Here is a 23500-nt window from a genome sequence, read left to right as displayed (position 1 = left end):
GATCCGAAGCGGTCTTCGCGAAGGATCCCGCCGGCAGAGGCGGCCTCTGCAGGCGAGGGAGCGAGATTGGCGAAGGGCGGCCTATTTGAACTTCGGCATGTTGGCGGCCAGGAAGTACTGGATGTTGTCCTTATCGATCACCTGCGTTCCCATGTAGATATATTGCGGGAAGGGGATGACGCCGGCTGCCTTGTTGTCGCTGGAGATTGGCACGGTGGCGAGGCCGACCTTCTCGTCGTTGTAGGCTTCGAGCAACTGGATCGCCATATAGGCCTGCAACGCCGTCTTATTGACGATGGTGGCATCGATGTCGCCGCTCTGGACGCATTCCAGCACCGGCGCCTCGCGATCGTGCACGATGACGGCGAGGGGCTTGATGTCCTTGTCGAGCTCCTCGGCCGCCAGGCAGATACCGGTCCCGGACGAGGAATCCAGCCCGATGACGCCGGTCATGTCCTTATAGGTGTTGAACATGGTCTTGGCGGCGTCGATCGCGGTCTCCGTCGTCGCCTTGTCGTCGACGCGTCCGAGCAGTTCCCATTGCGAATTGGCTTTGAGGTAGTCCATCAGGCCCTTGAACTTGGCGTCCGTGTTGGAGGCGCCCCAATTGCCGGAGACCACCAGCTTGCCGGTTTTGCCGGCCCGCTTGATCAGTTCCTTGGCCGTGTCCACGCCCGCCTCGTAATTGTCGAGGCCGACGAAGGTCAGTGCGCCGCTGTCGGGCGTTACCGCCTCGATCACCACCACGGGGATGCCCTGGCTCATGGCGCGCTTGATCGCCGGCACGGCGCCCGGCTCCCACAGCGTGGTCACGATGCCGTCCGGCTTCTTGGCAATGGCTTGCTCCACCGCCTCAGCATGGGCCACGGGATCCCAGCTCTGCGGGCCGAGCGTGACGATGTTCACGCCGAATTTCTTGGCGGCGTAGTCCATGCCAAGTAGAGAATCGAGAAGATAGGGGTGCCCCTGCAGCTGGGAGGCGTAGTAATATGTCCTCTTCTGTTCCTGAGCGGCGCTCTGGCCACTGAAAGTGGCGGCTGACAAGGCAAAGGCTGCCACGGCCAGGCAGGAATATAGTCTTTTCACGAGCTTTCTCCCTCACAAGTTCTTGTCGCTTCCCACTTCGCGGGGAAGTTCGATTGGCCGAAACGCTAGCATCGGCACCGTCGGGTGTCTAGATAGAAATTTCCTTGCAGATCATACAGAAAGAAAGTTACTTTCTCGAATGAGGGCCCGGAATGATGCTAAGCAGAGCGCCCGACGAACGGTTTTTGGGAGTGGCTCGTGCAAGGACCGCAAACAGAGATTACGCGACGCATCAACGCCCTGCGCGGCGGGCTCAATCCGACCCTAAGGCGCATCGCCGATTTCGTGCTCGACAAAACGGCCGATGCCAAGGCCATGAGCATCAAGGAGCTGGCTGAAGAAGCCGGCGTCTCCCAGTCCTCGGTGAGCCGTTTCGTGCGCCTGGTCGGCGCTGACTCCTACCAGGAATTCCGCATCATGCTGGCTGAAGGGCTGACGCGCAAAGCCGCGCGGGGCAGGGCGGCCGAGCACGAGGTCTATGAGGGCATCGCGCCGGGGGACGATGCCGCGGCGATCATCGCCAAGGTCTCGCGCCGCCAGGCCGAGATCATCACCGGTGCCACGATGACGCTGGATCCCGCCGAATTGCGGAAGGCCGCGCTTCTGGTTTCGGCGCATCACACCATCGTGTTCTTCGCAGTCGGTTCCTCGCTCCTTGCCGCCGAGAATGGCGTCATGCGCTTCCTGCGCATCGGCAAGGCCTGCATCTTCAACCGCGATGCCAATATCCAGATGTTCTCGGTGGCCGGTCTCGCCGGACGTGCCGTCGCCATCGGCATCAGCGACAGCGGCCGCACCAAGACGACGGTGGAGGCGCTGCGCGAGGCGAAGGCTCTGGGCATGCCCACCATCGCCATCACCTCCGCCGGCGCCTCGCCTCTCGCCAAGCAGGCGGATGCCGTGCTGACCTTGCCAGGCGCCGCACCCGAACCGACGGGAGGCGAAGGCATGTATGAATCGATGGTCTCCAAGATGGCGCAGCTCACCGCCATGGACGCGCTCTATGCGCTGGTGGCCCTCCAGGATCACGAAAACGCCCTCGAGCGCCTCGATTACACCGACGGCGTCATCGCGAGAAGCCGATTGAAATAAGCGAGTATCCTATGCGCCGTACCGCCTTTTCCCAGAATGCCGTGCCTTCCGGACTGCCGGCCCTCAACCGGAGCTGGCCCTTTGCCGGCGGCGGCATCCGCGATATCGGCGTGGGCGGGCGCTATGTCGAGGAGCGGCAGGAGCCGGCCGGGCCGGACGAGGTGGTCGCCCGCATTGACGCCGTCTGCATCTGCTCGTCGGACATCAAGATCATCCGCATGGGCAAGGCTCATCCGCTGTTCGCCGAACGGAATCTTGCCGACAGTCCTGCCGTGCTTGGCCACGAGATGGCGCTGACGATCGTCGACGCCGGAGCCAATTGGCGCGATCGCTTCCGCCCCGGGGACAGGCTCGGCCTGCAGCCGGCTATCATGGTCGAGGGCAAGCGCCGCACCGTCGGCATGGATCTGCCCGGGGCCTTTGCCGACCATATTCGCCTGGATGCGCGCGTGCTGGCAGGCGAGGGACCTTATGTCTTTCCGGTGCCGGCCGATGTCAGCGCCGCAACCATTGCCATGCTGGAGCCCTATGCCTGCGTGGAGGCAGCCTATCGTCCCAATTGCCGCACGAGTCTGAAACCCGGCGGCCGTCTACTGGTGGTGGAGACCGGGCCGGGGACACGCTTCGATCTGCCGGCGCCGGCAGGCGAGGTTGTCCTGGTCGGTGCCGGCGAGGCCGCGCGTGCCTGGGTGGAGGGTGCGGCGACGGTCGCGAGCCATGCGAGCCTGGAGGCTTTCACGGCATCGGAAGCCTGGCAGGCGAGCTATGACGACATCATCCTTGCCGGCCCGCTCGATGCGGGGGCGACGGCCCAGGTGGCGGGCCGTCTCGCCAAGGGTGGCCTGATGGTCCTGGTCGGTGCAGAACTTGCGCGCGAGAATGTCATCCTCGATGCAGCGCGTATCCATTATCATGAGCTCTCCTTTCTCGGTGCGCCGGGTCCCTCGCTGTCCGAAGCTTTCCTGCCGGCGCGCACGCGCTTCGAGCTGCGGGCAGGCGGTACCACTCTGGTGCTGGGTGCGGGCGGCGCCATGGGCCGCATTCACACCCACCGTGCCCTGGAGCTGAAGGACGGGCCGGCGACCATCATCGCCACCTCGCGCAAGGGCGCGCGCCTGAAGGCGCTGGAGGATGATTTCGCGCCACTTGCCCGTCAGCATGGCAAGACGCTGGTGGTGATCGACGACGGCGAGGTCGAAGCCTGCGTCGGCCGCCTGGCCCCCGAAGGCTGCGACGACGTGGTGGTGGTTGCGCCGGAGGTCGCGGTGATCGAGCGCGGCGCCCGGCTGATGCGACCGGACGGCATGCTCGTTCTGTTTGCTGGCATGCCCTTTGGCCAGTCCTGCGCCTTGCCGCTCGGCCTGGTCTCCAGCGGCAATGCGCGCATCACCGGCTCCACCGGCTGCACGGTCGCCGATCAGCTCGCCGTCCTCGATCGCGTGGTCGAAGGCTCGCTCGAACTCTCGGGAAATCTTGAAGCGGTGGCAGGGCTCGGCGCCTTGCCGGATGCGCTGGAGGCGGTCAATGCCGGCAAGGTCTCGGGCAAGATCGCCATCTATCCCGCCTTGCTCGATCTGCCGGTGACGCCGGTGCGCGACCTGCGACAGGACGGCCAGCCGGTCCGCTGGTCGCTGGAAGACGAGCGGCGCCTTCTCCATGGCGCGGCTTCTTACGCCTCGCAGGAGTGACCCGACACGAGCATCCGTCGGCCCGCAACGGGCCCGAGGCACGAAGAATGGCGGGATGAACCCGCCGACGCCAATTCAGGGAGGAACGCCATGGCAAAGGCCGTGATCGGTATCGATATCGGTACGACCGGCACCAAGACCGGCATCTATGACGAGACCGGCAGGCTGCTCGGCTCGGCTTTCGAGGAGTCGGTGCTGATCTATCCCAAGGCCGGCTGGGTCGAACAGCGGCCCGACGATATCGAAGGGTCGGTCCATCGAACCATCCGCGCGGCGATGGAAACGGGCGGCGTGAACCCTTCCGATGTCGCGGCGATCGCCCTCGACGGCCAGATGGGCGGCGTGTGCACGATCGATGCCGACTGGAACGCCCCCACGCACTACGATTCCTGGCTCGACAATCGCTGCGCCGCCTATCTGCCCCGGCTCAAGGAACGCGGCATGGAGATCCTGAAGGCTTCCGGCTGCACGCCCTCCTACAATCACGGGCCCAAGATCCTCTACTGGAAGCACGAATTTCCCGAGATCTGGTCGCGCGTGCGCGCCTTCGTCCAGCCGGCCGCCTATGTTGCCGGCCGCCTTGCGGGGCTCAAGGGGGAAGATGCCTTCATCGACCGTACCTATCTCAACTTCTCCACCTTTGCAGACACGGCCCGTTGCCGCTGGAACGAGGACCTGCTCGCCGACTTCGGCCTGGATACCGGCAAGCTTCCGCGCATCGTCGAACCCTGGGAGATTGTCGGCAGGCTGACGCATGCGGCCGCCGAGGCCACCGGTCTCCGGCAGGGAACGCCGATTGCCGCCGGATGCGGCGACCAGGCAGCCAATGTCCTGGGCGGCGGCATCGTCGACCCCGGCATGATCTACGACGCCGCCGGCACGGCTTCTGTCTTCTCGATCGTGCTCGACACCTTCGCGACCGATACCGCCTATCAGGCGCTGATGACCTGTCCGCATGTGGTGCCAGGCCTCTACTATGCCATGGCTTACGTCGCCGGCGGCGGTCTCAACCTGCGCTGGTTCCGTGATGCGGTCTGTCATGCCGAGAAGGCCGGTTGGGAAAGGGAGGGGCGCAATCCCTATGACGAGCTTGGGCGCCTTGCCGAGGCCGCGCCGCCGGGCGCGGACAAGCTGATCTTCCTGCCGCATCTGGGCGGGCGCAACACACCCAACAACACCGACATGCGGGGAGCCTTCATCGGCCTGACCTGGCGCCACGAGAAATCCCACATGGTTCGGGCGATCATGGAGAGCATCGGGTATGAATATCTCCTCTATCTGCGCTCGGTGAAGACACTCGCTCCCGATCTCGTCCCAACCCGTATCACGGGCATCGGCGGCGGAGCCCGCAGCCAGACTTTCCGCCAAATCAAGGCGGACATATTGGGACTCGACTATGGCCAGCTCGACCGCGACGAGTTCGGCACGCTCGGCAGTGCCATCGTTGCCGGAAAAGCGGTGGGCCTGTTCGAGGACATCGCGGCAACGGCGCGCAGCTTCGTGAAGACGGTGGGCGAGCCTGTGGAAGCCGACGGCGCGAACACGGCCTTCTATCGCGATTATGCCGCCTATTACGCGGACATGCTGGAGGAGTCGGCAGGTTTCTTCGCCAGGCTCTCGGCCCTGGGCAGACCCCTTCCCGCATGAGCCGGAAGCGAAATGCCGGCGGCCGGGAAGAAGGATCGAAAAACGGCCGGGGAGGGAGGTCGCCTGCGGTTCGCTCGCGAGCATGTCGAACTCAAATGTCTTCGTTCAGGAAGGACTGGAGGCGGGGCACAATGAAATCAAGGAATACGCGCACACGCTGAGGAAGGCGGGCGCCACCGAGAAAGACAGCGTGAATCTCTTCCTCATCGCCCGCAACCGTGTCGGCAAGCACCTCGACGAGGTTGCCCGAAGCGAGATCGGCTCGTGCGTGGTAATTGCCCAGCCGCGCAAGTCCGACACCGGCAAGTGCCATACGCCGAACGGTTTCGCCATTATTGGCGAGCAAGGAGCCGTTGACGGCACGATCGACGATGCGTCCGCTCTCCTTGAGCGGCCAAACCGGCGCGGCCCGGCGGAAATTGAAGCCGAGGCAATTGTGCCGCGCCAGATCCTCGGCGGTTCTCGGCGTTCCATTCCGCTCGAGATAGGCCGGGGAGGCGACGATCTTGCGGCGGGCGACACCGATGCGGCGGGCCATCATGCCAGAGTCAGGAAGCCGCCCGACACGAAACGCGACATCGGTGCGGTCGAGATAGAGATCGACGATCTCGTCGGAGAGGGAGAGGTCGACCACGATATTCGGATAGGCCTGCCAGAAGGCGGGCAATTGCGGTTCGACGGCAAGCACGCCGAAGGCGACCGAGGTATTCACGCGCACGGTGCCGCCCGTGCTCGACGCCCCTTGAGACAGCTCGCGCTCGACCTCGTCGAGTTCGCCGAGCAGCGCCAGGCTGCGTTCATAGTATATCTGCCCTTCCGCGGTAAGCGAGAGCCGCCGGGTCGAGCGCTCGAGCAGCCGCACGCCGAGCCGGGCCTCGATCCGTGCCACGAGCTTGCTGACGGTTGAGGGCGTCATGCGCAGGAGCCGCGCCGCTTCCGAGAAATTGCCTGCCTCGACGACGCGCAGGAACACCTGCATCTCACCGGCGCGATTATCCATGCGGCGACCCCGTCTATGATTTCGTTTCACAGATAATGTGGCACGTCGACGGATTATCAAGCCGTCTGGTGTGCCTTATCTCACTGCCATGTCAAAGAATTCAGCTCTCGATCTGGTCCGCAAGCCAGGTTGCCTCACGCTCGGCATTGAGTTGCCGCTCGACAACGACTGGTCATCAGCCGGCGAAGCTCGGCGAGTGGCGGCGGGACGTCCGCGCGGCGTTCCCGATCTTTCCGCCCAGACGCATCTCGTCCGCCGGGCCGATGCGCTCGGCTTCGCGGCTGTATGGATGCGCGATGTGCCGGTGTTCGATGCCGTCAACATGGGCGATGCGGGTTCGGTCTACGATGTCTTCACGCTGCTTGGTTATTTCGCCGGCGTGACGCGCAACGTGGCGCTCGGCACGGCAGCCGTGGTGCTGCCGATTCGCCACCCGCTCATGACGGCGAAAGCAGCGGCGTCGGTGGATGCGCTTTCGGGGGGCGGCTGATCCTGGGTGTCGCCTCCGGCGACCGGCCGGTGGAATATCCGTTGCTCGGCCTCGATTTCGAGGCGCGCGGCGAAACCTTCCGAGAAGCGGTCAGCTATCTCAGGGCGGCCTGGCAGCCCGGCGGACTGCCGGTGAACGGTGAGCGCATATCCAACCTCGACCTCCTGCCACGCCCAGCCCAGCAGACCATTCCCATGGTGGTGGCCGGACAGGCGCGCCAGGACGATGAGTGGCTCGCCGCCACTATGGACGGGCGCTTCGTCTATCCCGGCAGCATCGAGAAGATCGCGGCGCAGGCTGCACGCTGGCGCCAGGCCACATCCGGTCATGGCGCCTTCATCAGCGCCTTCCATCTCGACCTTCTGGAGGATGCCGATGCCCCGGCGGAGCCGATCCGTTTCGGTGCGCGCGTGGGCCGCAAGGGCCTCATCGCGCATCTCGATGCGCTGGCCACCGCCGGCGTCGATCACATCGCCATCAATCTGCGGCAGTCGGCGCGTTCGCCGGCCGAGATCATCGAAGAACTGGCGTCGGATGTCATGCCGGCGCTCGTCACCAAATCCGAGGCGCAAGCCGCCTGAACAACAAGGATTGACATCATGGATATCGTGAAGGCGCATGGAGCGCAGATCCCGGCGCTTGGCTTCGGCGTGTTCCGCATGTCGGACGCCGAGGTCGAGGCGGTCGTGCCCGCTGCGCTCGAGGCGGGCTTCCGTCATTTCGACACCGCGCAAATCTACGGCAATGAGGCGGCTTTGGGTCATGCGTTCGCCGCCGCGGGCGCGCGCCGGGACGATCTGTTCCTCACCACCAAGGTATGGGTCGACAATTACAGCCAGGACAAGTTCGCCGCTTCGGTAGACGAGAGCCTCGACAAGCTGAAGGTCGACCAGGTCGATCTGCTTTTGCTGCACTGGCCGGGCAACAAGGTGGCGATCGCAGACCAGGTGGCGATGCTGAACGCGGTCCAGGCCGCCGGCAAGACGCGCTTCATTGGCGTCAGCAACCAGAACGTTGCTCAGATGAAGGAATCGATCGCGCTGAGCAAGGCGCCGATCGTCACCAATCAGGTCGAGGCCCATCCCTATCTCGACCAGACGGCCGTTGCGGTTGCGGCCAAGGCGGCTGGCGTCGCCATCACCGCCTATTTCGGCATGGCCGACGGTGCGGTGCCGCGCGATCCAGTGCTGCAGACGATCGGTGCCCGCTACGGCAAGAGCGCCGCGCAGGTCGGGCTGCGCTGGCTGATCCAGCAAGGCCACATCGCGCTGTCCAAGACCGCCAGGCCGGAGCGCGTCGCCGAGAATTTTGGGGTCTTCGATTTTGCGCTGAGCGACGCGGACATGGCGGCGATTGCCAAACTCGCGCGGCCAGACGGCCGGCTGGTAAGCCCGCCCGGCCTTGCTCCGGCCTGGGACTGAGGAGGACTGTGCGATGAACGGATCTGTCTCCCATGCTCGGCCCGGTGACGATGCCGGGCGGTTCAACTGGCCGCTGCTGGCGCTGGCCGTCGGCGCCTTCGGTATCGGCACCACGGAGTTCACCCCGATGGGGCTGCTTCCCGTCATCGCGCAGGGAGTGGACGTGTCCATCCCCTCAGCCGGCCTCCTGATCAGCGCCTACGCCATCGGTGTCATGGTCGGCGCACCCGTGATGACGCTTCTGTTCAGCCGCTTCGGCAAGCGCACGGCGCTGATGCTGCTGATGGCGATCTTCACGGTCGGCAATCTGCTCTCGGCCCTGGCGCCAGGCTACACGACGCTGCTGCTGGCCCGCCTCGTCACCAGCCTCAACCATGGCGCCTTCTTCGGCCTCGGCTCCATCGTGGCGGCAAGCGTGGTGCCGAGGGAGAAGCAGGCGAGTGCAGTCGCCACCATGTTCATGGGGCTCACCATCGCGAATATCGGCGGCGTTCCCGCGGCCACCTGGATCGGTCAGCAGATCGGCTGGCGGATGGCCTTCGCGGGCACGGCCGTTCTCGGCGTCATCGCGATCGCCTCGCTCTGGCTGGCGTTGCCGAGAGGAGAAACGGGCAAGGTCCCTGATCTGCGGCGCGAACTCGGCGTGCTGACGCACCCGACGGTGCTGCTCGCCATGGCGACGACGGTAATGGGCGCCGGCGCGATGTTTACGCTCTACACCTATGTTGCCCCGGTTCTCGCGGACCTGACGGGAGCCTCCGACACCTTCGTGACGATAGGCCTGGTGCTGATCGGTGTCGGCTTCACCATCGGCAACGGTCTTGGCGGCCGGCTTGCCGACTGGTCGCTCGACGGCGCGACGAAGATCTTTCTGGCAGCATTGGCCGTGATCATGATGGCGCTGCCCCTGGTCCTCGCCAGTCATGTCGGTGCGGCGATCGGCCTGCTCCTGTGGGGCGCTGCGACCTTCGCCATCGTGCCGCCCGTCCAGATGCGCGTGATGCAGGCGGCAGCGCAGGCGCCCGGCCTCGCATCGTCGATCAATGTGGGCGCCTTCAATCTCGGCAACGCGCTGGGCGCCGCCGTCGGCGGCGGCGTCATCAGCCTCGGCCTCGGCTACGCCGCTGTGCCGGTGGCGGGCGGTGTGCTGGCTGCCGCGGGCCTGCTGCTCGTCATGCTCGGCCGGACACGCGCCTCGCTGCAGTCGTGTGAAGCCTGACATCCCAGGGAAAACACATATGAGCACCAGATCATTCCGTATGGGCGGACAATGCGTCGAGGTCGACGACGGCGACCTCGTTGCGACCAATGCCTACGCACTGGACGGGCGCTCACTGACCGACGAAATCACCAAGGGCGCGCTCGCGGGCAGCACCGCGACGGTCGCGGGCGGCTCGTTCGCCTTCTTCACGACGCCGGGTCTGCCCCGCTTCATCCAGACATCGTTGCAGCGCAGGCCTCGGCGAGGCGGAAGCGCTGCGTCGCGACCGCCTAACCAGTGGTTTGGGGGCTTTACAAGGGGAGCTTGCCCCAGGATCGTTTTATCTGCAGGTGTAGCCGCCATCGATTGGAAGCGAGACGCCGGTGATCATCGATGCCGCATCGCTCAGCAGGAACACGATGGGAGCGGCAATCTCGTCCTCCGTTGCCCAGCGGCCCAGCGGCATGTTCTTCAGGAAGGGCTCGGCGACGTGGGGCTGGCTCCAATGTCCGGATGATATCGGCGTCATGACCACGGTCGGATTCACACTGTTGACGCGAATATTGTATTTGCCGAGCTCGAGCGCCGAGACCCGCGTGATGTTGTCGAGCGCGGCCTTGGACGACCCATAGGAGATGTGACCGTCGAGAGCCACCAGGGCCGCCTGGCTGGAGACATTGACGATCGCGCCGCCTTTGCCAAGCCGGACCATCGACTGGGTGGCATATTTGGTGACGATCAGAGCCCCGCGGGCGTTGATGCTGATCACCTTGTCGAAAATGGCGATGTCGGTGTCCATCGGGGTGGCGATCTCCCCGCCAAAGCCGCCGCAATTGACGACCCCCCATAGATCGAGCCCTTCCAGCGCGCCGCGGATCTCCTCTTCCGATGCAAGATCGAACGCCAGGGTGCGGCAGCCTGTTTCCTTGGCGATCGCATCCAGCGCAGTTTGCGAACGGCCGCTCGCGATGACCTTGGCATTGGCCTTGACGAGATGGCGCACGGTGGCCCCCCCGATCCCGCCGCTACCGCCCGTGACCAGAATGGTGCGCCCGTTAAAGTCCGTCATTCACATGTCTCCTTCTGCAGATCTTTTTCGTGTCGAGTGCCTTCGCGCTGCGTCGATGGCGGCGCGAAACAGCTTGGTCAGTGCACGTGCGAGACGCGCAGGCCGGCTGCGTTGAACACGTGGCAGGACGCTATGGGGAAGGACACGGCGATCCTGTCGCCCGCATGGGCGCGACGGCCCGCATTGTCGCGGATGACCAAGGCTTCGTCATTGCAACGCAGGTGAATGAACGTGTCGCTGCCCAGCATTTCGACCATATGGGCCTGGCCGACATAGTCGGTGGGGCCTCCCTCGAGGGAGTAGGACACATGCTCCGGCCTGATTCCCAAGGTTACCCGGTCGCCGGGCTTCAAGCCTGCGGTCGAGGGGGCGACCACATGGGCCCCGATCTCCAGCGCAATCGATGTCTGTCCGTCGGCAAGGGCTTCGACTCTGCCTTTCAGCAGGTTCATGGCGGGCGAGCCGATGAAACCGGCAACGAAGAGATTGGCAGGCCGCTCATAGAGTTCCAGCGGCGGGCCGACCTGTTCGATGCGGCCGGCATTCATCACCACGATGCGGTCGGCCAGCGTCATGGCTTCGACCTGGTCATGGGTGACGTAGATCATGGTCGATGCGAGTTCGGCCTTGAGGCGGGCGATTTCGAGCCGCATGCCGACACGCAAAGCCGCATCGAGGTTGGACAGGGGTTCATCCAGAAGGAAGAGCTTGGGCTTGCGGGTAATAGCGCGCCCTATTGCCACGCGCTGGCGCTGGCCGCCTGACAGTTCGCGCGGCCTGCGGCGAAGATAGGTGGACAGGCGCAGTTTGTCCGCTACCTTCCCGACCCGCTCCGCGATCTCGCTACGCGGTGTGCGGGCAATTTCCAGCCCGAAGCCGATGTTGCGCCTGACATCCATGTGCGGGTAGAGCGCATAGGATTGGAAGACCATCGCCACGCCGCGCTCCGTCGGCTCGGCCGTACTCATATCGGCGCCATCGATGAGGATCCGGCCCGATGAAATCGGCTCGAGGCCGGCGATGATCCGCAGCAGCGTGGACTTCCCGCAACCCGAAGGGCCGACGAGCACGCAAAATTCCCCGTCGGGGATGGTCAGCGAGAGCTCCGGTATGACCGAATAACTTCCGAACCGCTTTGTAATGTTGTCGATCGATAGCGTGGCCATGTCTCAGCCTTTCACCGCACCAGCCAGCAGGCCCCGAACGAAGGCTCTCTGCACCAGCACGTAGAGGAAGATCAGGGGGAGCGCGATCAAGGTGAGGATCGCGAACAAGGCGCCCGGATTGGCCATGTAGAGTCCTGAATACTGCATCGGAACAATGGTGAGCGTTTTCATCTCGGCCTTGGTCAAGACGATCAGCGCCAGGAAGAACTCGTTCCAGGTCACGATGAACTGCCAGATCGTCACGAAGACCAGGGCGGGGCGCACCAATGGCAATGCGACGTGCCAATAGGTCTGCCAGGGGGTGCACCCATCGACGCGTGCTGCTTCGAAGAGCTCCTGCGGCGAGTCCTCCATGAAGGCCTTGAGGATCACCATGGCAAAGGGCACGCCAAGCGCGGCATAGGGCATGATCAAGCCGATATAGGTGTTGATCCAGCCGAAATTCTTCAGAAGGATTGCAAGCGGCAGCACCAGCGAGGCGAGCGGCACCATCAGCGTGGTCAAAAGGGCCGTATAGATGAAAAGAGTCCCCCTCAGGCGCAGCACGGCACAGGCGAAGGCAAAGAGCGAGGAAACCGCCACGACGATCGCCACGGTCGCGACCGTGACGATAAGGCTGTTCAGGAAGATCCTGCTGAGAGGATTGTCCCGGATCACGGTCACGAAATTGTCGAAGGTGACGGGCCAGGTGACGAGAGAAGCGTCGAAGGCCTGGGCCGGGGTCCGCAAACCGATGGAGAGCATGTAGATCTGCGGAACCATCCAGAGCGCAAGCACGATGAACAGCACGAGGTGGATGGTAAGGGAGCGGATCTGGCTTCGCGTGAGGCTGGTCACGGTCGATCCTTCGATGCAGGCGTGAGGCGGGTGCCGAGGAGGACGATCTGGACCAGCGAAAGCGCCAAGGCGAGGAGCAGGACGATAACCGAGAGAGCCGCCCCGCCTCCGCTGTCGTTGAGGACGAAGCTCTGCTTGAAAATGTAGGTACCGAATACTTCGCTGGCATGGTTGGGGCCGCCGCCCGTCATCAGATGGACGATCGGGAAGGTTTGCAGCGTGCCGATGATGCCGAGCAACAACAGCGACTTGGTCGCCGGAGCCAGCATCGGTATCACGACATTCACGGCAAGGCGCCAGCCGGTGGCGCCGTCGATACGGGCGGCATCGAGGACTTCGCTCGGCATGTTCGCGATGCCCGCGATGTACATCAGCATCGAAAAGCCGGTCCACTGCCAGATATTCACGATGATGAGGGCGTATATCGCCGTCTTGGCGTCACCAATGGGCGAAGTCGACATCACGATGCCGACATGCTTCAGATATTCCTGGGCAATGCCGTAATAGGGCGCGTAGATCTGGACCCAGACCAGGCTGACGACGGAAACCGAGGTCACCACGGGCAGGAAGAACATCGTGCGGAAAAAGCCGCGCAAACGATGCGTATGCCGTTCGATGAAATAGGCGAGCAAGCCGCCGATCAGCATCTGTACCGGGATGGTGATCAAGGCCCAAAGCGCCATGTTGCGGACCACGACCCAAAATGTCGGGTCGCGGAATACGGCGATGTAGTTTGCCGACAGGCTCAGCGAAGCTGCGCCGGTTGCGTCCTTGACATAAACGCTTTGGCCCAGAACCCAGAGGATCGGATAGGCGATGAAGACCACGAACAACGCCACCGCCGGGATCACGAAACTGTAGAGGCGCAATAGTCTCGCCGAAGCCGAAGGCTTCGTCGTCGCGATCATATATTCCGCCATCCCGGTTCTCGCTGCCATGTCTTCCTCTCCGGGGAGGACCGGGAGCGCCGCACCCAGCCCCAGGCTTTTCGTTTGCAGGGTTACTTGCCGAGAGCCTTGTCGGTCGCAGCCTGCACGGAGGCCAATGCCGCCTCTGGCTGGACGCTGCCATCCGCGACGCCCGCAAGGGCGTTATCCAACGCCTCGGCAACGGCAGGCGAGGCAAAACGCTGGTTCTCGGCCTTCGGCAGATCGGCCATGAACCGGGCCGACATTTGCTTGACGTGATCGGTGATGTCGCCCTTGGGTTCATGCCCCTCGAAGGCCGGAAGATCGTTGAGGTCGTTCAACGCCTCCTGCAGGCCGACCCCATTGGTCAGCTCTGAGAGGAAGGTCCAGGCCTCCGGGTTCTTCGCGCCGTTCTTCGTCAGGCCATAGCCGATGTCGATGCCGCCGATCGGCGGGCTCGCGGCTCCGCCGTCCTTGGCAGGGGGAAGATAGAAAAAGTCGAAGCCATCCATGTTCTGGACATATTCGGAAAGCGGCGGTGGAAATTTGCTTTCCTGCATCCACCACGAGCCCAGCGCCATCATCCCGACGCGGCCCTGCGCGAACAGCTGGGCACCCGTGGGATAGGCATGCGCGCCAAGGGCGCCCTGCTGGAAGATCCCATCGTCGAACAGGCCTTTCCAGGCCTTCATCGCCGAGACCAGTTCAGGGGCCGACCAGGGGACCTGGCCGGCCTGAGCCTTGTCGACGATGCCCGGTGAAAATTGATTGGCGAGCATCAGGAACACGTTCTCGTTCTGCCAGCCGTCGGCGGCGCCCTGGAACATCGGGATGTAGCCGCCATCGGTAAGGGCCTTGGAAGCTGCCTTCAGGTCGGCATATGTCTTGGGAACGGAGATCTTGAGTTTTTCGAAGAGTTTTCTGTTGTACCAAATGCAGAGAACCTGAGATTCCTGCGGCACGATATAGTTGTTGTTGTCTCCGGCCGGGTTGCCCATCTGCATTTGCTTGCGATTGACGGCAAACACCTTGTCCTTCCAGTCCTTGCCCCATGTCTTCGCGGCGAGCTCGTCGATCGGGACCAAGCTGTCTCGGTATTGTTGCGTCAGCGAGCCCGGCTGCAGGCCGATGACGTCAGGCAGGCTGTTCGAGGCCGCTGCTGCCTTCAGTGCCGTTATGTATTCTGGCGAATAATTATAGTAGGTGTAGGTTACCTTGACGCCCGGATGCGCCTTCTCGAAGGCATCGATGGACTTTTGCATGGTGCTCTGGATGAACCAGGACCACACCGTGACTTCCTTTTGCTGCGCAAATGCCGACATAGTCGACAAGGCAAACACAAGCATGCTTGTACCAAGAAATGCTCTGCGTCGCATAACGTTCCCTCCTCCTGGTTTTTTTATGTTTGGACGTGCGCACGTTGCCGAAACTGCGCGAGATCTCCCTCGCTATATGCGGGTTGAAACAAGGCCGCGACGACCTTGTGGTCGAGAGACCGGCATACTGCCGACGATGTTTCGCCAAGACGGCGGCCCATGGAGCCAGTCGAAGCCGACGTCGCCTGCGCTCGCACTGAGATCGCGGTCTTCGTCGCAGGGAAGAACGATTTCTGAGCGCCCGTAGCAGCCGGGGGCGGTGTTTGCCGGTTTCTGATCGCGTCTGGCTGACACCGGGTGGTCCTCGTTAAGGCCGCTGCTTTGGCTCCCTCGTCATAAAAGCAAAATTCCAAATTCTGTCAATCTCTATCTAATTAGCGCAGCGAAATTGAGGGAGTTGCCACGCCAAAGCTTTCGACGCGCCGCCGCATCTTCGTTTTTGGGGGATTGATGCCGAAATTGAATAAGTTGAAAGGCGATCTTGTTCCTTCAGGGCCGGCTCGGCTTGGATGCCGTCTCCAGTGTCGAATCCTTGTTTCTGACCGTTTCTGCAAAATTTTGAACAAAAGAGAAGAAAATGTGCGCGGCCGATGATACAGAATCCATCATTCCTGGCGGAAGGGTGGCGTGGTTGCCGCCGCCACGGTTGATTGGTTGACCGATAATGGTAGAAATTGAAGGAACAAGCGCCATCATCCTGTCTTGCTCGATCATGGATTGCGGGGGGGACGATCTGGTAGTGGCAGCTGGCAGTGCGCAGACCCGCGCGCTTGCCGGAAAGCTGCGGCGGCAACCAAGGTAGAACCATGGAAACAACGACCAAACGGGTAGACATGGTTCCTGCAAAGCGCAGGGCGATCATTCTGGAGCATCTGCGCGCGAATGGCGCAGCCAGCGTCCAGGAACTGGCGGATGCAACAGGCGGGTCTCAATCCACTGCGCGGCGCGACCTCGAATACCTGATGGAGAAGGGCTATCTGGAGAGAACCCATGGCGGCGCTCATCTGGTTCAGCCCGCGCGGGCGACCTTCGAGCGAGAGAATTCGCTTAACGCCCAGCTGCAACGCGCCGAGAAGCTGGCAATCGGGCGGGAGGCCGCGTCTCGATTAAGTGCTGGGCACAGCGTCATTTTGGACAGTTCCTCGACAGTGATGGAGGCTGTGCGGGCTGCTGCCGAGCGGGACCTTCCTCTTACGATCGTGACGAATAGCCTCGAAATCGCGGATTTCGCCGCGGACATCAGGTCCTGGCGGACAATCATGCCTGGTGGAAGCATTCGCGCCGGCTATAGGCATCTTGCTGGAGAACCCGGCGAGAGCTTTATTCGCACGCTGCACGCCGATCTTTGTCTCATGGGGGCATCGGCCGTTACCGGCACCCTCTTGACCGAGGCGTCACTGGAGGTGGCCTCGCTGAAGCGGGCCATGATCGCATCGGCGGGACGCAAGATCCTGCTGGTGGACAGCTCCAAATTCAGGTCGCCGAGCTTCTGCACCCTCTGCGAAGTTTCGGAGATCGACGAGATCATCACCGACGACGCGGTGGCCGACGAAGCCCTGGCGCCTCTGCGTGCAGCCGAGAGGCCTGTGACGCTGGTACCGGTGCAACGCTCGGAAGGCAGGCCCTTTCGTCACACCGATGGGCGGGGGAGCGAAGCGGTTGGGTCGCAAACGCTTCGGTAGAGAGGGCGTGGGAGAAGCTTCCTTCTATTTTCCGGAAAATCGCCTCGCGTTCAGGGGAGGATGGTCCCTTACCTGCGGTTTGAACCCGAGCGGTGGAAAGCCGCCACGTAGTCCGTGTCTGCCCTGCAAGCTCTATGACCCGCCGGTATCGGATCCCGAATGCGAAATCTGGCCTCGTCACGCGACGGGCCAGATCTCCTGGAGCTTTTCGCCAGCCAGAATTCGCCGACGAGCCTCGGCCTCGTTTCGCCCCAGTGCGTCGGCAGCGTCGGCCACCTCGCGTAGACGTTCCCTGGGGATGGCCACGACCCCGTCGATGTCGCCGAAGATCACGTCGCCGGGCCTGACGGTGACGCGTCCGATCCTCACGGGGACTTGGGACTGTTTCGGCTCCTTCTTTCCGGTGACACCGACGGGGCTGGCCGCCGTGCCGAACAGGGGGTAGCCGAGTGCTCTCACCTGGGCGAGATCGCGGACCGTGCCGTTGACGATCGTGGCGGCGGCGCCGTGAGCCTTGGCTCCCGAACTCATCAGTTCCCCTGAGCAGGAGCCCCCGGCGCAGGACGCCTCGCAGACCAGGATGCCCCCTTCCGGAACATTGTCGATGGCCTTGTGATAAACGTCCTGCGGCTCGCCCTTGCGGTGGGAGGGCTCGAACTGCACCGTCACCGCGGGACCGCACACCACTTCGCCCGCCTGCAGACTGCCAAGCAGGGAAATGCCTTCGAGGTGGCCCCACAGGCCTAGATGTTCCATCGAATCGTGCACGTCGCCGGAGTACCACTTGCGCAGGCGGGCGATCGAATCCCAGTCGGTGTCAGAATAGTCGAAGTCAGGCATCGTTTTCTTCTTTGCGGTTGGCGTTTTCTATGGCGACGCGGAGATAAGCGGCGCTGTTGTCGATCTGGGCGCGCAGCAGCGCCGTGGCGCCGGCTTCGTCGCGGTTGCAGATCATGGTGTAAATGTCTTCGTGTTCCGCATAGGCCGCCTCCAGCGACTTGGTCGGCACACGGCTGGAAACCGCGATGGCATCCGTGATGAGGCCGTAGAGATTGTCGTAGAACAGCGACAGGATCTTGTTTCCGGCCGAATGGACGAGAGCGAGGTGAAAGGCCGCGTCCTGCACCGTGAAGCCGGTGAAATCGCCTGCATCACGGGCGCGGCGCATGCCGTCGAGTGCCGCCGTCACTTCCTCGTTCACGGGAGTTTCCCGGGCCGTCAGGATGCCCAGCACCTCCGTCTCGATCATGCGGCGCGCGACCATCAACTGCAGGAGATAGTCGGGATCGCTGGACAGAAGCTGGCGGACGGTGACGGCCAGCGTTCCCATGAATTCGCCGACGTCGGCCCGCACCACGCTGGTGCGTCCGCCATGCCGGCGCCGCACCAGGCCCTTGGTCTCGAGGATCTGCATCGCTTCGCGCACCGAACGCGTCGATACGCCGAATTCGCGGGCGATGTCGCCTTCCGAGGGAAGATGTTCGCCGATCGGCAGTTCGCCGGAGAGGATCTGCGCCTCGAAGGCAGCGGCGACCGAAGAGTGCAGCTTGTCGCGACTTTTATTGTTGTTCGTGGACATCCAGGCCTTCTTCATTGGGCGAGATATCGCTCGCACGTCAAGCGGGGAGCGATCCGGCGCTTATCCGTCTGCGGCCTCAGGCAACAGCGGCTGCGGCGATCGAGAAGCGCAGGCTTCGTCGCCTGGCCGAAATTGATTCTGCGTCCTGCAAACCTGCCTCCCTGTCCGGCTGCGCTACATGCCGGTGCGCCGCCTTGCCGCGGGCGGCTTTCTGGAAGCCGCGCGCTTAAGTTGATTGACAATAACTCATGACATAAGTCATATGTCAAGAGTGGACGGCCCAAGCAGCCGCCCCGAAAACAACCGCGCCGGGTCTGCGATCCCGGACGCCGGAGAGCGAGCAGCCAGCATTTGGACCAAACAGTCCGGAAAGCGCGCCGCGAAGAGAGGGAGGAAGGATCGATGATTGGACGGCTCTTGCGCCGCGCCGTGGCCACGCTTGGATTGGCGTGCCTGCTCACGGCTCCGGCTGCATTTTCCCACGCACAGACCACGGCCGATCTCGTGAAGAAAGGCAAGGTCACCATCGGTGTGCTGACGGGCATCCCGCCCTACGACACCGTCGATTCCTCGGGAAATACCGACGGGTTCCTGGTGGACCTTGCCCGCGAGGTCGCCAAGAATCTCGGGACCACGCTCGAAATCGTTCCCGTCAACAACGCTTCCCGCGCTGCCGCACTGGAATCGGGGCGGGTCGACCTGCTGATCGCCCATATGACGGCCACCCCCGAACGGGCCAAGACATTCCTTATGACCAATCCCTATGGTGCCTACGAAATGCGTTTCGTGGCGGCCAAGGACATGCCCCTCAAGTCACTCGACGACCTCAAGGGCAAACGTATCTCCGTGCCCAAGGGCAGCACGCAGGATGCCGCCGTCAGCGGTTACAACATCGAAGGCGCCGAGGTGGTGCGCTTCGACGACGACGCACTCGCCATGCAGGCCCTGATCTCCGGGCAGGTCGACGCGACCGCTGCGGTGGCGACCGTCGCCAACGACGTGATCGCCAAGCGAAACCTCACCAATCTCGAGGTCAAGGCGGAGGTGCCGATCTTCACGCTCTACTGGTCCATGGCCGTGCGCAAGGATGCCGGCGAACTGCATCAGTGGCTGAACAACTTCATCTACTACGAAGAGATCACCGGCCGTCTCAACGGGCTGCACAAGAAATGGGTCGGCGTCCCCATCCCCGGCGGCAAGTTGCCGACCTTCTGACCTTCTCCGGGATGCATCCAGGCGTGCCGGGGGATTGACCCGGCACCGCCAGGGAGAGCCTGCAATGGCCTATGAGATGAATTTCGCGCCGGTGTTCGCCCGGGCGCCCGATCTCGTGCACGGAACGATCAACACGATCGTCTTGTCGGCGGAATCGATCGCCATCGGGCTTGCCATCGGACTTGGCGTTGCGCTGACGCGGGTGAATGGGCCGCGGTGGGGCGCTGCCGCCGCTGCCACCTATGTCGAAGCCTTCCGCAACACGCCGTTGCTGGTCCAGCTCTTCCTGCTGTTCTTCGGCATGCCCTATGTCGGCTTTCGCCTCAGTGCCGATCATGCCGCCATCGTGGCGATCTCGCTCAATCTCGGCGCCTATTCGGCGGAAATCTTCCGCGCCGGCCTTCTCGCAATCCCCCGCACGCAGATCGAGGCCGGCTTCGCCCTTGGCCTCTCGCGCCTGCAGGTGATGCGCTACATCATCATCATACCGGCCCTTCGAGTGATCTACCCGGCTCTCACCGGCCAGCTCACTCTCACGCTGCTTGGCACGTCGATCGCCTCCTCGATATCCGCGACAGAACTTACGCTCGCCGGCTCGAAGATCGAATCCCAATCCTTCCGCAGCCTCGAGACCTTCCTGGTGGTCGCGGCAATCTACATCTGCATCACCTTCTGCTTTCGCCTGGTCTACTGGCTGATCGGCTTGTGGCTCTTCCGGCGTCGCGATCCGCAGACGGGCCTCGCCGGCGCGGTGCTCAAGCTCGAGACGAGGGAGGGCGGCGCATGATCCAGACCTTCGGATGGCCCAGCGTCGTCTTCCTCCTCCATGGCCTGACATGGACGGCCGGCCTGTCGGTCCTGACCTTTGTATGTGGCGGCGTCTTCGGCCTCGTCTTTGCTCTCGGCCGCGCACTCGGGCCGCGGTGGCTCAAGGCGATCGTCGCCGTCTATATCCAGCTCGTACAGGCAACCCCGCTCCTGATCGTGGTATTCCTCGTCTTTTACGGGCTGAGCTTCCTCGGTCTCTATTTTCCGCCCTTCGCGGCGGCGGCCATCTCGCTTACCATGTATGCCACGGCCTATCTCGCAGATATCTGGCGCGGCTGCATCGAGGCCATTCCACGCACCCAGTGGGAGGCAGCCGACTCGCTGGCGCTGACGCCGGTGCAGAAGCTTCGCTACGTCATCCTGCCCCAGGCGATGCGCATCGCGCTCGGGCCGACGGCCGGCTTCATGGTGCAGGTCGTCAAGAACACCTCGGTGACGGCCCTGATCGGCTTCGTGGAACTGACCCGGGCAGGCCAGCTCCTCAACAACATGACCTTCCAGCCCTTCCACGTCTTCCTGACCGTGGCGGTCATGTATTTCGCCGTCTGCTACCCGCTGTCCTGGTGGAGCGAAGCCTTGAAGGAGAGGAAGCATGCTGGCGCTACGCATTGAGAATCTTCGCAAGTCCTATGGCGCCCTGACCGTCCTGAAAGGCATCGACCTTACCGTGGCCAATGGCGACGTGGTCGCCGTCATTGGCCGCTCCGGCTCCGGCAAGAGCACGATGCTGCGGTGCATCAACGGGCTCGAACAGTTCCAGGAGGGCGCCATCGAGGTCGCCGGCCACAAGGTCGATCGCTCCGGCGCCAATCTGCGCGCGCTGCGGCGGGAGGTCGGCATGGTCTTCCAGAGCTACAACCTCTTTCCGCATCTCAATGTCGCCGAGAACATCACACTGGCCCCCCGGGTGGTGAAAGGCCTGCCGCGCGAACAGTGTGCCGCGCTGGTGCACGAGGTCCTCGCCCGCGTCGGCCTCGCCGACAAGGCCGGCGCCTATCCGGACCAGCTGTCCGGCGGCCAGCAGCAGCGTGTCGCCATCGCCCGCTCGCTCGCGATGAAACCCAAGGTGATGCTGTTCGACGAGGTGACTTCGGCACTCGACCCCGAACTCACCGGCGAAGTGCTCAAGACCATCTCCGAACTCGCCAGGGCCGGCATGACCATGCTGCTGGTGACCCATGAGATGGGCTTTGCCCGCCGCGTCGCGAACCGCACCGTCTTCATGCATCAGGGCACCGTCTGGGAAGAGGGACGGTCGGAAGACATCTTCGCCAATCCACGCACACCCGAGCTCCGCGGCTTCATCGCTCCGGACCTCAAGTGATTTCCAGCCTTTGCAAATCAGGAGAAGACCTTTGGCACCGCCCGAAAATACCGATCTAGCCGCCAAGATGAAGCGCGGGGAGCCCGTGTTCGGCGCCACCATGTATACCGGTTCGACCACGGCCGTCGAAGTCGCCGCCAATTGGGGGCTCGATTTCGCCTTCATCGATGCCGAGCACACGCCGGTCAATGTGGACGGTCAGATGGAAAAGCTCGTGCTCGCCGCGCTGCTTTCCGGCATCGCGCCGCTGGTGCGCGTGCGTGGCACCAATGAATGGGACATCCGCAAGTCGCTGGAGTTCGGCGCCACCGGCGTGATCGTGCCGCAGGTGAACAACGCCGACCAGGCATGCGCCATCGTGAAGGCGGCCAAGTTCCCGCCGATCGGGCGGCGCGGAGGCGATGCGTCATGCCGCGCCGCCGGCTTCGCCGGGCCGGGCTTCCAATGGTCGAAATATATGGAGCACGAGAACGCGACGCGCCTCGTGATACCGATGGCCGAGAGCTACGAGTTCTTCGACAACATGGATGAGATCCTCGAGGTCGAGGGCATCGACGTCATCAATTTCGGGCCGGCCGACTACTCCATCTCCCGCCAGATCTCGATCGATTATTCCATGTCGCATCCGGAGGTGGAGGAAAAACTCGCGGAACTGGTCGAGAGATGCCATGCCCGCGGCATCAAGGTCATGGCACCCTGCATTCCGCCCGTCGCCGAGAATGTGATCGCCCTCCGGAAGAAGGGCGTCGATATGATCATCATGGGCAACGACGTGATGTTCCTCAATGCAGGCTGCCGCGGCGCCCGCGAGGCGATCGACACTGCCGCCAAGACGGCCTGAAGCCACAGACATCCGGAGTATGAGATCATGAGCGATCCTTTCAGCGTGGACGGCCGTGTCGTTGTCGTCACCGGCGGCCTTGGCCAGCTCGGCACCCAATTCAGCAGATCCCTGGCGCAAGCCGGCGCCAGGGTGGCGATTTTCAGCCGCCGCCCCTTCGCGAGTGACAAGCTGGCGGAAAAGTTTCCCGGCTTGACCGACCGTATCCGCGTCTACGAGGCGAGTGTCCGCGACAAGGCGGCTCTTCAGGAAGCGACAGACCGGCTGATCGCCGATTGGGGAGTGCCGCATGTCCTCGTCAACAATGCCGGCATCGACTCTAAGCCGGATGGCTCCGCCGAGCAGAACGCGCCTTTCGAGGACTATCCGCAGAAATACTGGGACGAGATCATCGATACCAATCTCACCGGCGTGATGCTGACGAGCCAGGTCGTCGGCAGCCGCATGGCAGGCGAACGCCGCGGCTCGATCATCAATGTGGGCTCGATCTACGGTATCGTCTCGCCCAACCAGGCTCTCTACGCCTATCGTGAGAAGCGGGACGGCGTGCCCTTCGTCAAGGCGGTGTCCTATGCTGCCTCGAAATCGGGCCTGGTCAATCTCACACGCTACCTCGCCACCTACTGGGCGCCTAAAAAGGTGCGCGTCAACCTGATCTCCTTCGGCGGCGTCAAGACCGCGAGCTTCGACAAGGAATTCATCGATGCCTTCCTCGAACGTGTACCGATGGGACGCCAGGCCGAGATCGACGAATATAATGGCGTCATCCGCTTCCTCGCCTCGGACGCCTCGTCCTACATGACAGGGTCCAACGTCGTGGTCGACGGCGGCTTCACCGCCTGGTGAGCGCGGCCGGGCTGAAGAACAGGAGTGGCCTCACCACAGGAGCGATGCTTCTTCCAGCACGCGCAGGAGATATTTGCCGTAAGCGCTGTTTTCGACCTTTCTGGCGAGATGGCGCAGTTGATCGGCGTCGATCCAGCCGCTGGAAAAGGCGATCTCCTCCGGGCAGGCCAGCCGCACGCCCTGGCGGTGCTCGAGCACGCGCAC

At 63.3% G+C, this 23500-nt stretch carries 24 protein-coding genes; 14 read left to right on the top strand and 10 right to left on the bottom strand.

Translation table 11 applies throughout. The features are described from left to right. Nucleotides 1-81 precede the first annotated feature (81 nt). Nucleotides 82-1086: a substrate-binding domain-containing protein gene (locus tag J8I29_RS28920; RefSeq protein WP_146126797.1), complete on the bottom strand. Its 1005-nt coding sequence runs from the start codon at nucleotides 1084-1086 to the stop codon at nucleotides 82-84. Between the two features lie 198 nt (nucleotides 1087-1284). Here J8I29_RS28920 and J8I29_RS30500 point away from each other — a divergent pair, with 198 nt between their 5' ends. The 3 genes from J8I29_RS30500 (at nucleotide 1285) to J8I29_RS28905 (ending at nucleotide 5513) form a co-directional block, all read left to right on the top strand. Further along, nucleotides 1285-2178 carry a MurR/RpiR family transcriptional regulator gene (locus tag J8I29_RS30500; protein WP_209434307.1) on the top strand — a complete coding sequence of 298 codons (894 nt, stop codon included), beginning with the start codon at nucleotides 1285-1287 and terminating at the stop codon, nucleotides 2176-2178. A gap of 11 nt (nucleotides 2179-2189) precedes the next feature. Further along, nucleotides 2190-3866 (top strand): alcohol dehydrogenase catalytic domain-containing protein, encoded by a 1677-nt coding sequence (locus tag J8I29_RS28910; protein WP_209434306.1) that lies wholly within the window; start codon nucleotides 2190-2192, stop codon nucleotides 3864-3866. Between the two features lie 90 nt (nucleotides 3867-3956). Continuing rightward, nucleotides 3957-5513 (top strand): FGGY family carbohydrate kinase, encoded by a 1557-nt coding sequence (locus J8I29_RS28905; RefSeq protein WP_209434305.1) that lies wholly within the window; start codon nucleotides 3957-3959, stop codon nucleotides 5511-5513. Nucleotides 5514-5604: 91 nt separating this feature from the next. On the opposite strand, the gene J8I29_RS28900 is transcribed toward J8I29_RS28905, so the two are convergent. After that, the gene (locus J8I29_RS28900) at nucleotides 5605-6513 is read right to left on the bottom strand and encodes a LysR family transcriptional regulator (protein WP_105860079.1); all 909 of its coding nucleotides are present in this window, start codon (nucleotides 6511-6513) and stop codon (nucleotides 5605-5607) included. An 88-nt stretch (nucleotides 6514-6601) separates the two neighbouring features. Between J8I29_RS28900 and J8I29_RS30205 the strand changes: the two genes are divergently transcribed. Genes J8I29_RS30205 through J8I29_RS28885 form a run of 4 tightly spaced genes read left to right on the top strand, consistent with a single transcriptional unit; the run spans nucleotide 6602 to nucleotide 9643 of the window. Continuing rightward, nucleotides 6602-7003 carry an LLM class flavin-dependent oxidoreductase gene (locus tag J8I29_RS30205; protein ID WP_245197478.1) on the top strand — a complete coding sequence of 134 codons (402 nt, stop codon included), beginning with the start codon at nucleotides 6602-6604 and terminating at the stop codon, nucleotides 7001-7003. Nucleotides 7004-7032: 29 nt separating this feature from the next. Beyond that, entirely contained in the window at nucleotides 7033-7584 is a 552-nt protein-coding gene (locus J8I29_RS30200) for an LLM class flavin-dependent oxidoreductase (RefSeq protein ID WP_348536201.1), read from the top strand. A gap of 18 nt (nucleotides 7585-7602) precedes the next feature. Next, nucleotides 7603-8424 (top strand): aldo/keto reductase, encoded by an 822-nt coding sequence (locus J8I29_RS28890; protein WP_209434304.1) that lies wholly within the window; start codon nucleotides 7603-7605, stop codon nucleotides 8422-8424. A 13-nt stretch (nucleotides 8425-8437) separates the two neighbouring features. After that, the gene (locus J8I29_RS28885) at nucleotides 8438-9643 is read left to right on the top strand and encodes an MFS transporter (protein WP_209434303.1); all 1206 of its coding nucleotides are present in this window, start codon (nucleotides 8438-8440) and stop codon (nucleotides 9641-9643) included. 322 nt (nucleotides 9644-9965) lie between these two features. Here the strand turns inward: J8I29_RS28885 and J8I29_RS28880 are convergent, their stop codons facing one another. The 6 genes from J8I29_RS28880 to J8I29_RS28855 form a co-directional block, all read right to left on the bottom strand. Next, nucleotides 9966-10694, bottom strand: a complete 729-nt coding sequence (locus J8I29_RS28880) for an SDR family oxidoreductase (protein WP_105860084.1) — start codon at nucleotides 10692-10694, stop codon at nucleotides 9966-9968. A 77-nt stretch (nucleotides 10695-10771) separates the two neighbouring features. Beyond that, a complete protein-coding gene (ugpC, locus tag J8I29_RS28875; protein WP_209434302.1) occupies nucleotides 10772-11860 on the bottom strand; it encodes a sn-glycerol-3-phosphate ABC transporter ATP-binding protein UgpC in 1089 nt (362 codons plus the stop codon). Between the two features lie 3 nt (nucleotides 11861-11863). Beyond that, entirely contained in the window at nucleotides 11864-12697 is an 834-nt protein-coding gene (locus J8I29_RS28870; RefSeq protein WP_209434301.1) for a carbohydrate ABC transporter permease, read from the bottom strand. Further along, nucleotides 12694-13635, bottom strand: coding sequence for a sugar ABC transporter permease (locus tag J8I29_RS28865; protein WP_245197477.1), 942 nt, complete (start codon nucleotides 13633-13635; stop codon nucleotides 12694-12696). Before J8I29_RS28865 ends, J8I29_RS28870 begins: the two co-directional genes overlap by 4 nt. 62 nt (nucleotides 13636-13697) lie before the next feature. After that, on the bottom strand, nucleotides 13698-14981 hold the full coding sequence (locus tag J8I29_RS28860) for an extracellular solute-binding protein (RefSeq protein ID WP_209434300.1): 1284 nt from the start codon (nucleotides 14979-14981) through the stop codon (nucleotides 13698-13700). 489 nt (nucleotides 14982-15470) lie between these two features. Next, on the bottom strand, nucleotides 15471-15695 hold the full coding sequence (locus J8I29_RS28855; RefSeq protein ID WP_209434299.1) for a hypothetical protein: 225 nt from the start codon (nucleotides 15693-15695) through the stop codon (nucleotides 15471-15473). Nucleotides 15696-15787: 92 nt separating this feature from the next. On the opposite strand from J8I29_RS28855, the gene J8I29_RS28850 reads away from it, so the two are divergent. Continuing rightward, the gene (locus J8I29_RS28850; RefSeq protein ID WP_209434298.1) at nucleotides 15788-16663 is read left to right on the top strand and encodes a DeoR/GlpR family DNA-binding transcription regulator; all 876 of its coding nucleotides are present in this window, start codon (nucleotides 15788-15790) and stop codon (nucleotides 16661-16663) included. A gap of 177 nt (nucleotides 16664-16840) precedes the next feature. Here J8I29_RS28850 and J8I29_RS28845 read toward each other — a convergent pair whose 3' ends face one another. Beyond that, the gene (locus J8I29_RS28845) at nucleotides 16841-17503 is read right to left on the bottom strand and encodes an RraA family protein (protein ID WP_209434297.1); all 663 of its coding nucleotides are present in this window, start codon (nucleotides 17501-17503) and stop codon (nucleotides 16841-16843) included. After that, nucleotides 17496-18242, bottom strand: a complete 747-nt coding sequence (locus tag J8I29_RS28840) for a FadR/GntR family transcriptional regulator (protein WP_181160945.1) — start codon at nucleotides 18240-18242, stop codon at nucleotides 17496-17498. The genes J8I29_RS28845 and J8I29_RS28840 overlap by 8 nt, the downstream gene beginning before the upstream one ends. A gap of 402 nt (nucleotides 18243-18644) precedes the next feature. Here J8I29_RS28840 and J8I29_RS28835 point away from each other — a divergent pair, with 402 nt between their 5' ends. From J8I29_RS28835 to J8I29_RS28810, 6 genes are all read left to right on the top strand, one after another. Then, entirely contained in the window at nucleotides 18645-19457 is an 813-nt protein-coding gene (locus J8I29_RS28835; RefSeq protein WP_105860091.1) for a transporter substrate-binding domain-containing protein, read from the top strand. A 64-nt stretch (nucleotides 19458-19521) separates the two neighbouring features. Continuing rightward, nucleotides 19522-20244 carry an amino acid ABC transporter permease gene (locus tag J8I29_RS28830; protein ID WP_209434296.1) on the top strand — a complete coding sequence of 241 codons (723 nt, stop codon included), beginning with the start codon at nucleotides 19522-19524 and terminating at the stop codon, nucleotides 20242-20244. Beyond that, complete coding sequence (locus J8I29_RS28825) at nucleotides 20241-20897, top strand: amino acid ABC transporter permease (protein ID WP_209434295.1); 657 nt, start codon at nucleotides 20241-20243, stop codon at nucleotides 20895-20897. The genes J8I29_RS28830 and J8I29_RS28825 overlap by 4 nt, the downstream gene beginning before the upstream one ends. Next, complete coding sequence (locus J8I29_RS28820) at nucleotides 20878-21609, top strand: amino acid ABC transporter ATP-binding protein (RefSeq protein WP_209434294.1); 732 nt, start codon at nucleotides 20878-20880, stop codon at nucleotides 21607-21609. Before J8I29_RS28825 ends, J8I29_RS28820 begins: the two co-directional genes overlap by 20 nt. A 31-nt stretch (nucleotides 21610-21640) precedes the next feature. After that, nucleotides 21641-22450, top strand: coding sequence for an aldolase/citrate lyase family protein (locus tag J8I29_RS28815; protein WP_209434293.1), 810 nt, complete (start codon nucleotides 21641-21643; stop codon nucleotides 22448-22450). A 27-nt stretch (nucleotides 22451-22477) separates the two neighbouring features. Continuing rightward, nucleotides 22478-23296, top strand: coding sequence for an SDR family oxidoreductase (locus J8I29_RS28810; RefSeq protein ID WP_105860096.1), 819 nt, complete (start codon nucleotides 22478-22480; stop codon nucleotides 23294-23296). Nucleotides 23297-23500 lie beyond the last annotated feature (204 nt).

The organism is Labrys sp. LIt4 (assembly GCF_017813775.1).
GTDB classification, from domain to species: Bacteria; Pseudomonadota; Alphaproteobacteria; order Rhizobiales; family Labraceae; genus Labrys; species Labrys okinawensis_A.
The sequence above is the reverse complement of the archived record's forward strand: the minus strand, read 5'-3'. Positions and strand labels throughout refer to the sequence as shown.

What these genes read in the sequence shown, in the direction of transcription:
- J8I29_RS28900 (WP_105860079.1), bottom strand. Translation starts at nt 6,513, where the DNA reads ATGGATAATCGCGCCGGTGAGATGCAGGTGTTCCTGCGCGTCGTCGAG.
- ugpC (WP_209434302.1), bottom strand. Translation starts at nt 11,860, where the DNA reads ATGGCCACGCTATCGATCGACAACATTACAAAGCGGTTCGGAAGTTAT.
- J8I29_RS28890 (WP_209434304.1), top strand. Translation starts at nt 7,603, where the DNA reads ATGGATATCGTGAAGGCGCATGGAGCGCAGATCCCGGCGCTTGGCTTC.
- J8I29_RS28820 (WP_209434294.1), top strand. Translation starts at nt 20,878, where the DNA reads ATGCTGGCGCTACGCATTGAGAATCTTCGCAAGTCCTATGGCGCCCTG.
- J8I29_RS28845 (WP_209434297.1), bottom strand. Translation starts at nt 17,503, where the DNA reads ATGCCTGACTTCGACTATTCTGACACCGACTGGGATTCGATCGCCCGC.
- J8I29_RS28865 (WP_245197477.1), bottom strand. Translation starts at nt 13,635, where the DNA reads ATGGCAGCGAGAACCGGGATGGCGGAATATATGATCGCGACGACGAAG.
- J8I29_RS28810 (WP_105860096.1), top strand. Translation starts at nt 22,478, where the DNA reads ATGAGCGATCCTTTCAGCGTGGACGGCCGTGTCGTTGTCGTCACCGGC.
- J8I29_RS30205 (WP_245197478.1), top strand. Translation starts at nt 6,602, where the DNA reads ATGTCAAAGAATTCAGCTCTCGATCTGGTCCGCAAGCCAGGTTGCCTC.
- J8I29_RS28905 (WP_209434305.1), top strand. Translation starts at nt 3,957, where the DNA reads ATGGCAAAGGCCGTGATCGGTATCGATATCGGTACGACCGGCACCAAG.
- J8I29_RS28885 (WP_209434303.1), top strand. Translation starts at nt 8,438, where the DNA reads ATGAACGGATCTGTCTCCCATGCTCGGCCCGGTGACGATGCCGGGCGG.
- J8I29_RS28830 (WP_209434296.1), top strand. Translation starts at nt 19,522, where the DNA reads ATGGCCTATGAGATGAATTTCGCGCCGGTGTTCGCCCGGGCGCCCGAT.
- J8I29_RS28850 (WP_209434298.1), top strand. Translation starts at nt 15,788, where the DNA reads ATGGAAACAACGACCAAACGGGTAGACATGGTTCCTGCAAAGCGCAGG.
- J8I29_RS28840 (WP_181160945.1), bottom strand. Translation starts at nt 18,242, where the DNA reads ATGTCCACGAACAACAATAAAAGTCGCGACAAGCTGCACTCTTCGGTC.
- J8I29_RS28835 (WP_105860091.1), top strand. Translation starts at nt 18,645, where the DNA reads ATGATTGGACGGCTCTTGCGCCGCGCCGTGGCCACGCTTGGATTGGCG.
- J8I29_RS28860 (WP_209434300.1), bottom strand. Translation starts at nt 14,981, where the DNA reads ATGCGACGCAGAGCATTTCTTGGTACAAGCATGCTTGTGTTTGCCTTG.
- J8I29_RS28825 (WP_209434295.1), top strand. Translation starts at nt 20,241, where the DNA reads ATGATCCAGACCTTCGGATGGCCCAGCGTCGTCTTCCTCCTCCATGGC.
- J8I29_RS28855 (WP_209434299.1), bottom strand. Translation starts at nt 15,695, where the DNA reads ATGATCGAGCAAGACAGGATGATGGCGCTTGTTCCTTCAATTTCTACC.
- J8I29_RS28910 (WP_209434306.1), top strand. Translation starts at nt 2,190, where the DNA reads ATGCGCCGTACCGCCTTTTCCCAGAATGCCGTGCCTTCCGGACTGCCG.
- J8I29_RS28880 (WP_105860084.1), bottom strand. Translation starts at nt 10,694, where the DNA reads ATGACGGACTTTAACGGGCGCACCATTCTGGTCACGGGCGGTAGCGGC.